The organism is Streptomyces sp. P9-A2 (assembly GCF_036634175.1).
GTDB lineage: Bacteria > Actinomycetota > Actinomycetes > Streptomycetales > Streptomycetaceae > Streptomyces > Streptomyces pratens.
Genome location: NZ_JAZIFX010000001.1, coordinates 1,144,497 through 1,159,886, shown reverse-complemented (window position 1 = coordinate 1,159,886; position 15,390 = coordinate 1,144,497). Strand labels below are relative to the sequence as shown.

At 71.9% G+C, this 15,390-nt stretch carries 15 protein-coding genes; 7 read left to right on the top strand and 8 right to left on the bottom strand.

The window, feature by feature from the left end:
- The first annotated feature begins 329 nt into the window (after positions 1–329).
- The gene (locus V4Y04_RS05165) at positions 330–1,505 is read left to right on the top strand and encodes an acyl-CoA dehydrogenase family protein (RefSeq protein WP_332426115.1); all 1,176 of its coding nucleotides are present in this window, start codon (positions 330–332) and stop codon (positions 1,503–1,505) included.
- 16 nt (positions 1,506–1,521) lie between these two features.
- Here the strand turns inward: V4Y04_RS05165 and V4Y04_RS05160 are convergent, their stop codons facing one another.
- Positions 1,522–1,689, bottom strand: coding sequence for a hypothetical protein (locus tag V4Y04_RS05160; protein WP_443079952.1), 168 nt, complete (start codon positions 1,687–1,689; stop codon positions 1,522–1,524).
- Between the two features lie 369 nt (positions 1,690–2,058).
- Entirely contained in the window at positions 2,059–2,493 is a 435-nt protein-coding gene (locus V4Y04_RS05155) for a hypothetical protein (RefSeq protein ID WP_332426113.1), read from the bottom strand.
- A 267-nt stretch (positions 2,494–2,760) separates the two neighbouring features.
- Between V4Y04_RS05155 and V4Y04_RS05150 the strand changes: the two genes are divergently transcribed.
- The 4 genes from V4Y04_RS05150 (at position 2,761) to fxsA (ending at position 7,079) form a co-directional block, all read left to right on the top strand.
- Positions 2,761–3,201, top strand: coding sequence for an Lrp/AsnC family transcriptional regulator (locus tag V4Y04_RS05150; RefSeq protein ID WP_042173992.1), 441 nt, complete (start codon positions 2,761–2,763; stop codon positions 3,199–3,201).
- 112 nt (positions 3,202–3,313) lie between these two features.
- Positions 3,314–4,945, top strand: a complete 1,632-nt coding sequence (locus tag V4Y04_RS05145) for an amidohydrolase (RefSeq protein ID WP_332426112.1) — start codon at positions 3,314–3,316, stop codon at positions 4,943–4,945.
- A 558-nt stretch (positions 4,946–5,503) separates the two neighbouring features.
- Positions 5,504–6,391 carry a polyprenol monophosphomannose synthase gene (locus V4Y04_RS05140; RefSeq protein WP_332426111.1) on the top strand — a complete coding sequence of 296 codons (888 nt, stop codon included), beginning with the start codon at positions 5,504–5,506 and terminating at the stop codon, positions 6,389–6,391.
- Positions 6,392–6,497: 106 nt separating this feature from the next.
- The gene (gene fxsA / locus V4Y04_RS05135; RefSeq protein ID WP_332426110.1) at positions 6,498–7,079 is read left to right on the top strand and encodes an FxsA family membrane protein; all 582 of its coding nucleotides are present in this window, start codon (positions 6,498–6,500) and stop codon (positions 7,077–7,079) included.
- A 169-nt stretch (positions 7,080–7,248) separates the two neighbouring features.
- On the opposite strand, the gene V4Y04_RS05130 is transcribed toward fxsA, so the two are convergent.
- From V4Y04_RS05130 to yczE, 4 genes are all read right to left on the bottom strand, one after another.
- The gene (locus V4Y04_RS05130; RefSeq protein WP_003977404.1) at positions 7,249–7,623 is read right to left on the bottom strand and encodes an RNA polymerase-binding protein RbpA; all 375 of its coding nucleotides are present in this window, start codon (positions 7,621–7,623) and stop codon (positions 7,249–7,251) included.
- Between the two features lie 266 nt (positions 7,624–7,889).
- Positions 7,890–9,239, bottom strand: a complete 1,350-nt coding sequence (locus V4Y04_RS05125; protein ID WP_332426109.1) for an MFS transporter — start codon at positions 9,237–9,239, stop codon at positions 7,890–7,892.
- Between the two features lie 47 nt (positions 9,240–9,286).
- Positions 9,287–10,054 carry a glycerophosphodiester phosphodiesterase gene (locus tag V4Y04_RS05120; RefSeq protein WP_332426108.1) on the bottom strand — a complete coding sequence of 256 codons (768 nt, stop codon included), beginning with the start codon at positions 10,052–10,054 and terminating at the stop codon, positions 9,287–9,289.
- Positions 10,051–10,716 (bottom strand): membrane protein YczE, encoded by a 666-nt coding sequence (gene yczE, locus V4Y04_RS05115; RefSeq protein ID WP_332426107.1) that lies wholly within the window; start codon positions 10,714–10,716, stop codon positions 10,051–10,053. The genes V4Y04_RS05120 and yczE overlap by 4 nt, the downstream gene beginning before the upstream one ends.
- Before the next feature lie 98 nt (positions 10,717–10,814).
- Here yczE and V4Y04_RS05110 point away from each other — a divergent pair, with 98 nt between their 5' ends.
- The gene (locus V4Y04_RS05110; protein WP_332426106.1) at positions 10,815–12,314 is read left to right on the top strand and encodes an SCO1417 family MocR-like transcription factor; all 1,500 of its coding nucleotides are present in this window, start codon (positions 10,815–10,817) and stop codon (positions 12,312–12,314) included.
- Between the two features lie 66 nt (positions 12,315–12,380).
- On the opposite strand, the gene V4Y04_RS05105 is transcribed toward V4Y04_RS05110, so the two are convergent.
- Together V4Y04_RS05105 and V4Y04_RS05100 are read right to left on the bottom strand one after the other, a co-directional pair.
- Positions 12,381–14,120 (bottom strand): ATP-binding protein, encoded by a 1,740-nt coding sequence (locus tag V4Y04_RS05105; RefSeq protein WP_332426105.1) that lies wholly within the window; start codon positions 14,118–14,120, stop codon positions 12,381–12,383.
- 58 nt (positions 14,121–14,178) lie between these two features.
- Positions 14,179–14,373 carry a hypothetical protein gene (locus V4Y04_RS05100; protein WP_332426104.1) on the bottom strand — a complete coding sequence of 65 codons (195 nt, stop codon included), beginning with the start codon at positions 14,371–14,373 and terminating at the stop codon, positions 14,179–14,181.
- Positions 14,374–14,687: 314 nt separating this feature from the next.
- Here V4Y04_RS05100 and V4Y04_RS05095 point away from each other — a divergent pair, with 314 nt between their 5' ends.
- Complete coding sequence (locus V4Y04_RS05095; RefSeq protein ID WP_332426103.1) at positions 14,688–15,080, top strand: ankyrin repeat domain-containing protein; 393 nt, start codon at positions 14,688–14,690, stop codon at positions 15,078–15,080.
- Positions 15,081–15,390: the final 310 nt, after the last annotated feature.

The window sequence follows — 15,390 nt, the reverse complement described above, 5'->3', positions numbered from 1 at the left end:
ATCCGGTGTGTCTCCTCGTGGGGGAGGGGAAACGTGAGCCGCTTGGCATGAACGTGGCGACTCGGTGAGGCGAAACAGTAGGAGGACTAGACCAGTGTGGTCAATGGTGCGGACCGATTTCGGTGTCCGGAAATTCTTGGAGTAAGCGGTCGTTAACAAGTGACGTGCCCTGCTCGATCGGGCATACTCACAGCTCACAGCGGCTGGCCGGCTGCCTCCGAGACCCGGAGGCCGAACCCTCGGCCAGGCGCCGGAACGACCCGGCGGAGCCGCCCTCAACCCGAGGCGCAGAGCCGCCGACGTGCCCGAACAGGGAGGAGAGCGTCGCCATGTCCGACCACGCCCCGCAGCCGGTGGACCGGCAATTGCCCACGGACGAGGCGCGGGACCTGATCTCGCTCGTCCGTGACATCGCACAGCGCGAGATCGCCCCGAAGGCGGCAGAGGAGGAGGACGCGGCCCGCTTCCCGCGAGAGGCCTTCACCCTGCTCTCCGGGTCCGGACTGCTCGGACTGCCCTACGACTCCGCGTACGGCGGAGGGGACCAGCCGTACGAGGTCTACCTCCAGGTCCTCGAGGAACTCGCCGCGGCCCGCCTGACCGTGGGCCTCGGGGTCAGCGTGCACACCCTCGCCTGCTACGCGCTCGCCGCCCACGGCACCAAGGAGCAGCAGGCCGAGTACCTGCCGGCGATGCTCGGCGGGGGCCTGCTCGGCGCCTACTGCCTCTCCGAACCCTCCTCCGGGTCGGACGCGGCCTCACTGCGCACCAGAGCGGTGCGTGAGGGCGGGGGAGACTGGACGCTCACCGGCACCAAGGCGTGGATCACGCACGGTGGCATCGCGGACTTCTACACCGTCATGGCCCGCACCGGTGAGGAGGGCCCGCGCGGAATCACCGCGTTCCTGGTCCCCGGCGACGCCGAAGGACTGAGTGCGGCCGTACCGGAGAAGAAGATGGGCATGAAGGGCTCGCCCACCGCGCAGGTTCACCTCGACGGCGTACGGGTCCGCGACGACCGGCGGATCGGCGAGGAGGGGCAGGGCTTCGCGATCGCCCTGTCGGCGCTGGACGGCGGACGGCTCGGCATCGCGGCCTGCGCGATCGGCCTGGCACAGGCCGCGCTCGACGAGGCGCTCGGTTACGCGTCCGGGCGACGGCAGTTCGGGCGGCCGATCGCCGACTTCCAGGGGCTGCGGTTCATGCTCGCGGACATGGCCACGCAGATCGAGGCCGGGCGCGCGCTGTATCTCGCGGCGGCCCGACTGCGGGACGCCGGACGGCCGTTCGCCAAACAGGCGGCCATGGCGAAGCTGCACTGCACCGACACGGCGATGCGGGTCACCACCGACGCCGTCCAGATCCTCGGGGGCTACGGCTACACCGCGGACTTCCCGGCCGAGCGCTACATGCGCGAGGCCAAGGTTCTGCAGATCGTCGAGGGAACGAACCAGATCCAACGCATGGTCATCGCCCGCCATCTCGCGGGACCGCAGACGAGCTGAACCGACCGAGTCCCCGTCAGGGCGCCGCGAGCCGGGCCCACTCCGGGTCGTGCCGTCCGGGCAGGGTGCGGCCCTGATCGGCCCAGGCCCGCATCAGTTCCCGGTAGATCGGCGGATCCGGCAGCGGGGGTGGCGATGGCGGCGCAGCGGATACGGTCAGTGGCGCGACCGGGGTGCGGGCCATGGGCTGCGGTGCGGGCCGAGGTCCGGGCGGCGGGGCGAGGACGAGTCGTCGACGCCCGGTCGTCGAGCGCGTGGGGGCCGTCATGCCCGGGCAACGCGTGAGCGGCCGGGCAGGTCACCGACCGTCCGAATAGTGCGTGCGTTCACGGCCGACTGGACGGAGAGCCGACTGGACGGAGGGACGGCCGGATGGAGGGACGGCCGGATGGTCCGGCCTTCCGGCGCCCGGCGGCGCACCGCGTGGTGCCGGTCGCGGTGCGCGCGGCGGGTGTGACGCGCGTGCCGGTACGCCGGGTGCACCCGGCGCGTCCGTGGCCGTCCGTGGCCGTTCAGGCGCCGGGCGGGGAGGTCAGGGACGGGCAGGGGTGGCTCAGGCCGCGTGGCGCCGCATGACGGGGATCCTCATCGGGCGCGAAGCCGGACCCCCGACGTGCGAGAACGGCTGGGTGCGCCAGTCGAGCCCCTGAGGGAGCGTCAGCAGCAGGGCGGTGTCCTGCTCCTGGGGCGTGGCGGACTCGTCCGCCGGCCGGGCGTCGTCGGCGCTGCGGCCCGTACCGGCGCAGACCGTCAGCCCGAACGGGTTCCACGGCGTGGCGCACAGCGCGTGCTCCGGCAGGACCTCCTCGTCCGCGAGCAGGGCGATCGGCTGCGCGCAGTCCGGGCACACGACCCGGTACATCTCGAAGGTGTCGTATGCGTCGAGTTCGTCGTCGAGCGCGTCGGGATCGACGTACTCCGGGACGAGTTCGACGACCGGCTGCTGCCGCTTGGGCGTGCTGCGACCAGGGCGCTTAAGACTCTGCATGGGTTCTCCCCCTCGGGCTGGGCCGTGAAGGCGCTGCGGCCTCGACCACAGCAAGCACTTCCCGTCCCCCATAGGGGGTAATCACGAGACCGTCACGGAGACCGTTCGAACGCTGTGGTGTTCGTCACATGCCGACCGCAGGTGCCCCCTGCGACGGCTTTGTCCCCCCGCCCGGAACGGGAAGGGCACCCGGCAGATCACGAACCGGCCATGACCTGGACAGCTCAGGTATCCGACGGGATCAACCGCACTGTAGGTTCTTGCGCCATGGAGGAGCTGGACCGACAGATCGTGCAGCTGCTCGTCAAGGACGGGCGGATGAGCTACACAGACCTGGGCAAGGCCACGGGCCTGTCCACGTCGGCCGTGCACCAGCGGGTGCGCAGACTGGAACAGCGCGGCGTCATCCGCGGCTATGCCGCAGTGGTCGACCCGGATGCCGTCGGCCTGCCCATGACCGCCTTCATCTCGGTCAAACCGTTCGACCCCAGCGCCCCCGACGACATCGCGGACCGCCTCGCCGGCGTGCCCGAGATCGAGGCCTGCCACAGCGTCGCGGGCGACGAGAACTACATCCTCAAGGTGCGCGTGGCCACCCCGCACCAGCTGGAGGAACTGCTCGCGCGGGTGCGCTCGCTGGCGGGTGTCTCCACCCGGACGACCGTGGTCCTGTCCACGCCGTACGAGGCCCGGCCGCCACGCGTCTGAGACCGTCACCCGCGCGGGAACGTCGGCACGCGCGGGCGTACAGGGCGCACCCAGGGCGTGAACGGCGGCCCTGGGTGCGGGCCGGGCCCTCCGAGGGGTGAGACTGGGGGCCATGAGCGAACGCACCGCCCCGCCGCACACAGACCCGCCGCGCACCGTCCTGCTCCGCCGCGGAGAGGTCCACAGCCCCGCCGACCCCTTCGCCACCGCGATGGTCGTCGAGGGCGGTCAGGTCGCCTGGGTCGGTTCCGAGGGGGCCGCCGACTCCTTCGCGGACGGGGTGGACGAGGTGATCGACCTCGACGGGGCGCTGGTCACCCCGGCGTTCACCGACGCTCATGTGCACACCACGGCCACCGGGCTGGCGCTCACCGGCCTCGACCTGTCCGGGGCGCCCTCCCTGGAGGCCGCACTGGACAGGGTGCGGGAGTTCGCCGCCGCCCGACCGGCCGACAGGGTCCTGCTCGGCCACGGCTGGGACGCCGCCCGCTGGCCCGGCGGCCGTCCACCGACCCGCGCGGAACTCGACGCGGCCACCGGCGGGCGGCCCCTGTACCTCAGCCGGATCGACGTCCACTCCGCGGTGGTCAGCACCGCGCTGCTCGACCTCGTCACCCGCGAGGGCGCCGGCGAGATCACCCGCGAGGACGGCCCTCTCACCGGCGACGCCCATCACGCCGTACGCGCCGCCGCCCTGGGCGCCGTCACACACGCCCAGCGCACCGGGGCCCAACGCGCCGCGCTGGCGCACGCCGCCTCGCTCGGCATCGGCACCGTCCACGAGTGCGGCGGCCCGGAGATCTCCTCCGAGGACGACTTCACCGGCCTGCTGCGGCTCGCCGCCGAAGGGCCCGGCCCGCGCGTCGTCGGCTACTGGGCCGAGCGGAACGTAGCCAAGGCGCGCGAACTGGGCGCGGCCGGCGCCGCGGGCGACCTGTTCGCCGACGGCGCCCTCGGCTCGCACACCGCGTGCCTGCACGTCCCGTACGCCGACGCGGGCCACACGGGCGCCGCCCACCTCGACGCCGCCGCGATCGCCGCCCACGTCGTCGACTGCACCGAGGCGGGCCTCCAGGCGGGTTTCCACGCCATCGGCGACGCCGCTGTCGCCGCGGTGGCCGGGGGAGTGCGCGCCGCCGCCGAGAAGGTCGGCCTCGACCGCGTCCGCGCCTCCCGGCACCGCGTCGAACACGCCGAGATGCTCACCCCCTCGACCATCGCCGCCTTCGCCGAACTCGGCCTGACCGCCTCCGTCCAGCCCGCCTTCGACGCCCTGTGGGGCGGTGAGGACGGCATGTACGCCCGGCGCCTGGGCGCGGAGCGGGCCCGTACCCTGAACCCCTTCGCGGCCCTGCTGCGCGCCGGTGTCCCGCTCGCCTTCGGCTCCGACAGCCCGGTCACCCCTCTCGACCCGTGGGGCACCGTCCGGGCCGCCGCCTTCCACCGCACGCCGGAACACCGCGTCTCGGTGCGCGCCGCGTTCACCGCGCACACGCGCGGCGGCTGGCGGGCGATCGGACGCGACGACGCGGGCGTCCTGGTGCCGGGCGCGCCCGCCGACTACGCCGTCTGGCACACCGGCGCTCTCGTGGTGCAGGCGCCCGACGACCGGGTGGCACGCTGGTCCACCGACCCCCGCTCCGGCACTCCCGGTCTGCCGGACCTGACCCCGGGCGGCGAACTGCCCGTCTGCCGGCGCACGGTGGTCGGCGGACGCACGGTCTTCGTACGGCCGGGCGAGTGATCCACGCCGGCCGCCCGGCGGCGATCATGGAGCGTGTCCCGCCGCGCGACCTGCGCGTCCTCCTGGTGACCAGGCACGAGAACCACGTGGCGCGGGTCGCACGGTTGTTGACAGACAGCGGCGGGAGGCCGGTAGATTCGGCCGGGGCCACCGACGCCCGACCGGGGGACTTCCGCTCACTCGCGGCGGCGCGGCCGGGTCAGGGACGGTGTGCCGCACGGTCCGTCGCCACTGAGGGCCGGCTCAGCGTCGGCGCGGCGCCGAGGGGACGTTCCGGCGGGTCGGGAAGGTGTGACCCCGGGCGGGGCCCGGTCGCTCAGTAGACAACGGCTTCAGGTCGACTCGCAGCCAGCGGGTCCCAGGTCGGCCCGAAGGGCGCCGGGCCCTCTCCGCCGTACGCGCGATGGCACGCTGCTGTCGTACGCGCGATGGCACGCTGCTGTCCGATCCCCAAAAGTCCCTCGAAAATCCGCAGCACCATACGAACGTCCTTTCATGTCATCGCAGGTTGCTGTGACCACTATGGTGGGATCCCGCACAGATGATGAAGGGGCTGCAGTGAACGACGGCGACGGGACCCGCACGGCGGATGCCCAGGGGAGGACTTTCGGCCCGCTCGGCAGAACTTTGGTGATCATTCCGACCTACAACGAGGCGAAGAACATCAAGGCGATCGTCGGCCGGGTGCGCGAAGCCGTTCCCGAGGCGGACGTTCTCGTGGCCGACGACAACAGCCCCGACGGCACCGGCGCGCTCGCCGACGAACTGGCCGCCGGGGACGACCAGGTCCAGGTGCTGCACCGCAAGGGCAAGGAGGGCCTGGGCGCCGCCTACCTCGCGGGCTTCCACTGGGGCACGGAGCACGGCTACGGCGTACTGGTCGAGATGGACGCCGACGGTTCCCACCAGCCCGAGGAACTGCCCCGTCTGCTCACCGCGCTCAAGGGCGCCGACCTGGTGCTCGGTTCACGCTGGGTACCCGGTGGCCGGGTGGTCAACTGGCCCAAGTCCCGTGAGTACATCTCGCGCGGCGGCAGCCTCTACTCGCGCGTGGCGCTCGATCTGCCGTTGCGCGACATCACCGGCGGCTTCCGCGCGTTCCGGAGCGAGACCCTGGAAGGTCTCGGCCTGGACGAGGTGGCCTCCCAGGGCTACTGCTTCCAGGTCGACCTCGCCCGTCGCGCGGTCAAGGCCGGCTACCACGTCGTCGAGGTGCCCATCACCTTCGTCGAGCGGGAACTCGGCGATTCGAAGATGAGCCGCGACATCCTCGTCGAGGCGCTGTGGCGGGTCACGGCGTGGGGTGTGGGGGAGAGGGTCGGCAAGGTCCTCGGACGCGAGGACGACAAGCGGGCCGGGCAGCCGAAGCCGAGCGAGCGGGCAGAGCCGGCCGCCGGGCCGACGGAAGCGGAACTGTCCGGACATACGGAGCAGGTCAAGCCGTAGACCGGCCTGGCCGTTCGGACCGCCCCGGCGTCGCGCGCCCTTGGGGCCCGCTGTTCCGGAGGCCCCGCTTATCCCGTACTGAGCCGGTGTTCGGCACACTGGGAGTATGACGACTGGCGCTCAGACCCCGAACCCCGCCCGGCCCCGGCGCTCCAGGCTGCGCACCTTCCTGCCGCTCGGCGTCGCCGCGTGGCTGGTACTGGAGATCTGGCTGCTCACGGTCGTCGCCGGGGCGTCGAACGGGCTGGTGGTCCTCCTGGTGCTGCTGGCCGGTCTGGCGCTCGGCTCGGTGGTCATCAAGCGGGCCGGCCGGCGCGCCTTCAAAAACCTCACCGAGACGCTGCAACAGCAGCAGAACGGCGGGCCGGCCGAGCCGCGGCCGAACAGCGAGGGCAACGGCCTGATGATGCTGGGCGGACTGCTGCTGATCATCCCCGGCCTGGTCTCCGACGCGGTCGGTCTGCTGCTGCTCGTGCCCCCGGTCCAGAAGGCCGTGAGCCGGTACGCCGAGCGCACCCTCGAGCGCAAGCTCCGCGAGGCCGGCCAGGGCTCCCTGGGTGATGCCTTCCAGCAGACGCGTATCCACCGGCCCGACGGCAAGGTCGTCCAGGGCGAGGTGATCCGGGACGAGACCGGGGCCACGCCGGGCGACTTCCCGCAAGGACCCCGCCCGCCGCTCTCCCGCTGAAAGTCACTGAGGACCGGGAGCCGAAGCGGAGTCCTGAGGGCCGAGAGGACCGGGCGCCGACAGGTCGGCCGGACGCACAGAGGGCCGCGGGCGCCGTACCTACTGGTACGGCGCCCGCGGCCCTCTGTGCTGCTGTGCTGAGTTCTCCCGCCCGGATCCTTCGCCGGGATCAAGCCGACTTTCGGCTGTCCCGGGGATGAACCGCGATGTTCATCGCGCCGGAGCGCAGAACGGCGAGACGCTCCTCGAGAACCTCTTCGAGTTCCTCTCGGGTACGTCGCTCCATCAGCATGTCCCAATGCGTACGCGCGGGCTTGGCCTTCTTTTCCTCAGGGCCGTCGCCGTCAACCAGGAGTGCCTGGGCACCGCAGACCTTGCACTCCCACTCCGGCGGGATTTCCGCCTCGACCGAGAAGGGCATCTCAAAGCGGTGCCCCTTCTCGCATGCGTACTCCACGGCCTGGCGCGGGGCCAGGTCGATGCCGCGGTCCGTCTCGTAGCTGGTCACCACGAGGCGCGTGCCGCGAAGAGCTCGCTCACTCATGAATCGTGCCTCCCGGGCTTGTCGCCCACAGGACAGGTGTCGCTGTCGTCGTCATCCGGTCAACGTCCGGTCGGCGGTAAAGATTCCCGTTCCGGGCCATGTGTCGCCGTCGTAGCCGCAGCCTTCTCAACCAGTGCAGTACCCACCGGCGCCTGGTTTGTCACATCTGATGACAGATATGACACAGCGTTTCGGCATCTTTGACGCGCAGTAACGGTACACCTGGCAGGCCAAACGCGTACACTACCGCCCTTTCGTGCCGAGCGCTAAATCCTCTCCGGAACGGGATTCCCCGCGGCGGCGATGGCCCGGCGCACGGGTACCCGCGCGAGCAGCGCGAAACCGAGGATGAAGAAGGCCACCAGCGAGAGGATCGCGTCCCGGTAGCTTCCCGTGATCTGGTAGGTCAGCCCGAACAGCAGCGGCCCGAGCCAGCTCATCCCGCGGTCGCTCAGCTCGTACGCCGAGAAGTACTCGGCCTCCTTGCCGGGCGGTACGAGGTGCGAGAACAGCGACCGGGACAGCGCCTGGCTGCCGCCGAGGACCAGGCCGATCCCCGCGGCCAGGACGAAGAACCACACCGGCTCCCCGGCGGGCAGGAAGTACCCGGCGGCCAGTGTCACCGTCCAGGCGACCAGTGAGCCGAGGATCGTACGCTTCGCTCCGTGGATCCGGGCCAGCCGGCCCAGCGCCAGGGCGCCCACCACCGCCAGTACCTGGACCAGCAGCACGGCCACGATGAGAGTGGCCTGCCCGAGCCCCAGCTCCTTCGAGCCGTAGACCGAGGCTTGCGAGATCACGGTCTGGATGCCGTCGTTGTAGACCAGGTACGCCAGGAGGAAGGCGAGCGTCAGCGGGCGACGGCGCATGTCGCGGAGGGTCGTCGCGAGCTGCCGGAAGCCGGTCGGGGTGCCCGCCTCCCGCGCGGGGGCGCGGCGGTCGCGCAGCCGCCGCAGCGGCACCAGGGTGAAGGCGCCCCACCACAGGCCCGCCGACGCCAGGCAGATACGGACCGCCATGCCCTCGGAGAGCCCGAAGGCGTCATGAGCGGTGTAGAGGACCAGGTTGGCCACGAGGACCAGGGCGCCCGCGGCGTAGCCGAGGGCCCAGCCCCGCGAGGAGACCGCGTCCCGCTCCTGCGGTGTGGCGATCTGCGGCAGGTAGGAGTTGTAGAGCATCATCGCCACGGACTGAGCGGCGTTCGCCACGATCAGCAGCGCGCCGCCCAGCAGATAGCGCTCACCGTCGAGGAGGAACATGCACGCCGTCGCGGCGGCCCCGGTGTAGGCGGCGGCCGCGAGCAGCGGCTTCTTGCGGCCGGTACGGTCGGCGGCGGCGCCCACCAGCGGCATCGCGAGCACCGCCAGGATCACCGACAGGGAGACCGCGTACGCGAAGAAGGACCCCGCGCGCACCGGAATGCCGAACGGATGCACGAACCCGTCCGTGTCCGCGGCGGCCTCGGCGACCGAGGTCAGATAGGGGCCGAGGAAGACGGTGAGCACACTCGTCGAGTACACGGAGCACGCCCAGTCGTAGACGTACCAGCCGCGTTGCTCGTACCGGCGGCGGGCCGCCTCGTCCGCCGCCGGTGACCGCACGGTGTCGTTGCCCACCGGTGCCCTCGCTTCCCCGTGAACGCGCTCGGTGGCCGGGCGGGGTGTCAGACCCAGATCCCGCGGTCTTCCATGACCTTGCGCAGTGTGTCGATGTGATCGGTCATGATGCCATCCACACCCAGGTCCAGGAGCCGGTGCATCCGCTCGGGCTCGTTGACCGTCCACACGTGCACCTGGAGCCCGCGTGCATGGGCGGTACGCACGAAGCGACGGTCCACGACCGGGACGCCCGACTGGGCCTCCGGCACCTGGGCGGCGACGGCCGACCGGCGCACCGTCACCGGTACCCCCCATGAGCGCAGCCGGAGGTTCAGCACTCCCCGGGTGCCGTACGACGTCGCGAGACGGGGCCCGGCCAGCCGCTGGGCGCGCACCACGCGGGCCTCGGAGAACGAGCCGAGGCAGACCCGGTCCCAGGCGTCCGTTCGCCCGATCAGTTCCAGGAAGGGCAGGAGGGCCGGCTCGGCCTTGACGTCGACGTTCCACCGCACCTCGGGGAAGGCGGTGAGCAGTTCCTCGAACAGGGGCACCGGCTCCCGGCCCGCCACACGCGCCTGCTCCACGTCCCGCCACGGCAGGTCGGCGATCAGGCCCGCTCCGTCCGTCACCCGGTCCAGGGTCGCGTCGTGGAACGCGACGAGCCGGCCGTCACGGGTGGCATGGATGTCGGTCTCGATGTAGCGGTAGCCCGCCTCGACGGCGCACCGGAACTGGCGCGCGGTGTTCTCCAGGCCGTCGGCCGCCCCGCCGCGGTGGGCGAAGGCGATCGGGCCGGGATGGTCGAGGTAGGGGTGGCGTATCGGTGGGGTCACGGACGCAGTATCGCTCCAGGTGGTTGACGCGCGGCAACGACCGTGCGGCCGTCGGATGCCGGGGGGACCGAGAACAGCCGGAGGAACAGCTGGGCGAGCGGGCCGATCGTCACCGCGTACAGCAGGGTCGCCACGCCCACCGTGCCCCCGAGAACGAAGCCCGTGGTGACCACCGCGACCTCGATCACCGTGCGCACCAGCCGGATCGACACCCCTGTACGCCGGTGAAGCCCCGTCATCAGCCCGTCGCGCGGCCCCGGACCGAAGCGCGCCGCGATGTACAGCCCCGTCGCCGCGCCGTTCAGTACGATGCCGGCCGCCGTCATCACCACGCGCGGGACCGTGCCGTGCACCTCGGGCACTGCCATCAGGGTCGCGTCCATGGCCGCGCCGATCAACAGGACGTTGGAGACCGTTCCGAGCCCCGGCCGCTGGCGCAGCGGGATCCAGAGCAGCAGCACGGCCGCACCCAGAACGGTCAGCACCACGCCCATCGACAGGCCCGTGCGCTCGGACAGGCCCTGGTGCAGCACGTTCCACGGCTCCAGGCCGAGTCCGGACCTGACCAGCAGCGCAGAGCTCGCGCCGTACAACGCCAGTCCGGAGTACAGCTGGAACAGCCGTCGTACGAGATGTCCTTGCCGGGGCGGGTGGCTGGACAAGGTGTCCCCCTGTGGTGGAAGTGGACCGACGCATGACACCCTGTGGCGTGGATGGAGATCTCATCCATGGCCAATTCGGGGAAGGTGGACTGATTAGTGTGGCGCAGTGGACCTCGGCGGTGGGTGCGACGCAGCTCGCCCGGCTGCTCAGCTCCCAGCAGGACCGCCCGGCGGGCCCCGGCACCCGCCGCCCGCCCGCCTACCGGGCCCTCGCCGACGGCATCCGGCTCCTGGTGCTCGAAGGGCGCGTTCCCGTGGCCGCCAGACTGCCCGCCGAGCGGGAACTGGCCCTGGCCCTGTCCGTCAGCCGCACCACCGTGGCGGCCGCCTACGAGACGCTGCGGGGAGAGGGGTTCCTGGAGTCGCGGCGCGGTGCCGGCAGCTGGACCGCCGTCCCGGCCGGAAACCCGGTCCCCGCGCGGGGGCTGGAACCGCTGCCCCCCGAGGCCCTCGGTTCGATGATCGATCTCGGCTGCGCCGCGCTGCCCGCGCCCGAGCCCTGGCTCACCCGCGCCGTGCAGGGCGCTCTGGAGGAACTGCCGCCCTACGCGCACACCCACGGCGACTACCCGGCCGGACTGCCCGCACTGCGCGCGACGATCGCCGACCGGTACACCGCGCGGGGCATTCCGACCATGCCCGAGCAGATCATGGTGACGACCGGGGCGATGGGTGCCATCGACGCCATCTGCCACCTCTTCGGCGGGCGGGGCGAGCGCATCGCCGTCGAGTCGCCGTCCTACGCCAACATCCTCCAGCTGATGCGGGAGGCCGGGGCCCGGCTGGTCCCCGTGGCCATGGCGGAGGGGCTGGCCGGCTGGGACATGGACCGCTGGCGCCAGGTGCTCCGCGAGGCGGCACCGCGCATCGCGTACGTCGTCGCCGACTTCCACAACCCGACCGGCGCGCTGGCCGACGAGGACCAGCGCCGCCGGCTCGTGGACGCGGCCCGCTCGGCGGGCACGGTGCTGGTCGCCGACGAGACGATGAGCGAACTCTGGCTCGACCCGGACGTGGAGATGCCGCGTCCCGTGTGTGCCTTCGACCCGGCCGGGTCCACCGTGATCACGGTCGGCTCGGCGAGCAAGGCCTTCTGGGCCGGCCTGCGCATCGGCTGGGTGCGCGCGGCCCCCGAGGTGATCCGCAGCCTCGTCGCCGCGCGCGCGTACGCCGACCTGGGCACGCCCGTTCTGGAACAGCTGGCGGTGAACTGGCTGTTCGGCACGGACGGCTGGGAGCGGGCCGTGGAGATCCGGCGCGCACAGGCCCGGGAGAACCGGGACGCGCTGGTCGGCGCGGTGCGCCGGGAACTGCCCGACTGGCAGTTCGAGGTTCCGCGGGGCGGGCTCACCCTGTGGGTGCGCACCGGTGGGCTCTCGGGATCGCGGATCGCCGAGGCCGGAGAACGGGTCGGAGTACGGGCACCGTCGGGGCCCCGCTTCGGCGTCGACGGGGCGTTCGAGGGGTATGTGCGGCTGCCCTTCACCGTGGGCGGGGCGGTGGCCGAGGAGGCGGCGGTACGGCTGGCCGCCGCGGCACGGGTGGTCGAGAACGGCGGGACGTCGGGGGCGGAGGCGCCGCGCATCTTCGTGGCGTAACGGACGGAGCAGCGGTGTCTGCGCCCGGCGGCGGCGGGAGCGTGTCCGCTGGCGCGTACCGGGTCCTCAGGAGGATTCCGTGGCCGCCGCCTTCGCGGGAACCGGCTCCAGCGGCGCCTTGTCCGCGTCCGCCGCGTCCGTGTCGGTGGCGGTCTTGCCCGTGGCGGTCGGGTCCACGGGCTTCTTCTCCATGGAGTGCTTGTCCAGGAACGTTGCGTCCGCCGGAGTTCTGCGCACGGGGCCGGGCTCCGGGACCTTCCGCTCCGGCTGCGTCGGCTCCGTCCGTGCGTCGTCCTGAGCGGACCGGGCCGGGAGCAGGTCCAGTACCGCCTGCCGGTGGTCGGCGCTGGTCGTGTCGTCGTACGGGTTCGGTGTGGCCGGGACCTGGAGGCGGTGCACCGGACCCGTGCCCAGGCGGGCGTAGCCGCGTCCCGAGGGGATGTGATCGAGGGGGGTGGTGTGCGGGGGAGCGCCCAGGACGGCCGTCACCTGCTCCGAAGTCGCGGGCCCGAGGACGACGCGCGCGCGTGTGTGCTGCCGTACCGCGTCGCTGAGGGTCTCCAGGCTGTCGAGCTGATCGGCGACGACGACCGTGACGTTCGCCGGGCGGCCGTGCCGCAGCGGGACCTGGAGCAGGGACTGGGGGTCCTCCCGGCCGTCGGCGGCGGCGAGGTGCGTGAACGAGCTCGGGCGGTCCAGCAGGATCCACAGCGGACGCTTGGTGTCCTCGGGCGGCGGATCGCCCGCCTGGTGGGCACGGTTGGCTGCGATCAGGCGGCGCTCCGTCTCGTGCGCGGCCCACCGGAGACTTTCCGACACCCCCGCCAGGCCGCACTCGACGGCGAGCACGCCCTCCCGGCCGGTCAGGCACGCGTACTCGCCGGTGCCGCCACCGTCGACGATCACCACGTCACCGTGGCGCAGCGCCTGGAGGGCGACGGAGCGCAGCAGGGTGGAAGTGCCGCTGCCGGGCTGCCCGGCCGCCAGCAGATGAGGTTCGGTGGAGCGGACGCCGGTGCGCCAGACGACAGGGGGGACGTCGCGCTGCTCCTCGCCGTGGGCGAGTGGCAGGGTCCGGCGCACCTGCGTGGGGTCGGTGAAACCGAGGACCGTCTCACCGGGAGACGTGACGAAGCGCTGGGCGGCGATGTCGACGGGCAGCGGGGCGAGGACCTGGACCGTGAGCTGGTTGCCCTCCTCGTCCCAGGCGAAGTGGTATTCGCGACCGCGCCCCGACTTGGCGGCGAGCAGATGCTCGATCCGCGCACGGGACTCCGCCTCGCCGTCGGTGTAGTACGCGGGGTAGGTGAGCACCAGGTGCGTGATGCGGCCGGTGCCGTCGAACTCGTATGCCGGGAAGGCCTTCTCCCAGGAGCCGCCGTGGGTGTACAGGGGGTCGGGGTCACCGGCCGAGGAGAAGTACGGCACCAGGGCGTCGTACAACGATTTCAGACGCTGGGTCTGCGACTCGTCGGGGCCATCGGGCGCGGCCGTGGAGCGGTCCCGGCCCTGCCAGGCCGCCGCCGCCATCAGGGTGACGACGGCGAGCAGCGGACCGTACGGGAGCAGCAGCACGACCAGGATCACCGACGCCACCAGGAAGAGCAGCGCGCCGCGCCGGTCCTTGGGGGTGTCGGCCAGCCTGCGCCGCCCGGCCGAGGCCAGCCGGCGCAGTCCGCGCACGATCGTGATCAGTGGGTGGAGGACGTCGGTGGCGCTGTCGGCCGCCGTCCGGGCCAGCTCCCGGCTCCGGGCGAGGTGAACGCCGCGGTTGCTCAGGATGCGGGGGAGGGGACGCCGGGCCACTGCTGCCTCCAGGGCGTGGATACGGGTGGGCGGGGGCTTGGGTGCTTGGGGACTTGGGTCAGAACCTGATGCCGCCGAGGAGGCCGGCCAGGCTTTCGCCGCCGGCCTTGATGCTCGGCGCGATGGCCGTACTGGCCAGGTAGAAGCCGAACAGCATCGCCACCACGGCGTGCAACGGCTTCAGGCCGTCCTTGCGGCAGAGGATGAAGAGGACGACGCCGAGCAGGACGACGCCTGAGATCGAGAGGATCATGTGAGTTCTCCTGGTTCGCGGGGGGACAGTCACCATGAGTACTTCCAGGATCACAGAATGTATCCATACGATAAAAGGTGCAAGTGGGTGAAGATCTACTGATTTCGCCCGGTCGGCGGACTGTTCCCGGCCTGAACGACGTGGGCGGTTGCGTACGGCCGGGCCTGCCGTGATCTTTACCTCGGGCACGTCGGCCCATGTGCCGCACGAGCCAGTACGCTGGCGATTCACCTGTACGGCTCTGCACCGCTCGCAGACGTACGCCCTGTCCCCGATATGCGGAATGATCCGTGGCGAGAGGTGGTCCGGCCGATATGACTGAAGCCCCCGACCCCGAGGTCGTGGAACTGGCGACCAAGATCTTCGACATGGCCCGGAGCGGCCGGACCGAGGAGCTCGTGGCCTACGTCGACGCGGGCGTGCCGGCCAACCTCACCAACGACCGTGGCGACTCGCTCGTGATGCTCGCCGCCTACCACGGCCACGCCGACGCGGTCCGTGCGCTGCTGGAGCGCGGCGCCGACGTCGACCGGATCAACGACCGGGGACAGACCCCGCTCGCGGGAGCCGCCTTCAAGGGCGACACCGAAGTGGTCAAGGCCCTCCTGCAGAGCGGTGCCGATCCGGCCGCCGGCACTCCCTCGGCCGTCGACACGGCCCGGATGTTCGCCCGCGCGGAACTGCTCGAGCTGTTCGGCGCGAACTGAAGCGCACCGGCGAAGCGCACCGGCGAAACGTGCCGCCGAAACGTGCCGAACGACACTGAACCGCACGGGCGCGCATGCTCCGACCGGCGAAGACACGGGAACAGCGGCGGAAACCCACAGTAAACGGGGGAGGCGGTACAAGGCCGCCGGAATTCGGTCGCGGCAGATGTGACCGCCGGGTCATCATGACGACGTGATTCACGGACGCGATGGCTGGGCAGATGTTGCCGCACCGCGCGGGCCGTGACGCGGCCCGCGTGGGCCCCCGACGAGAGGCAGAGGAAGATGGTCTACAGCAAGCAGGAAACGG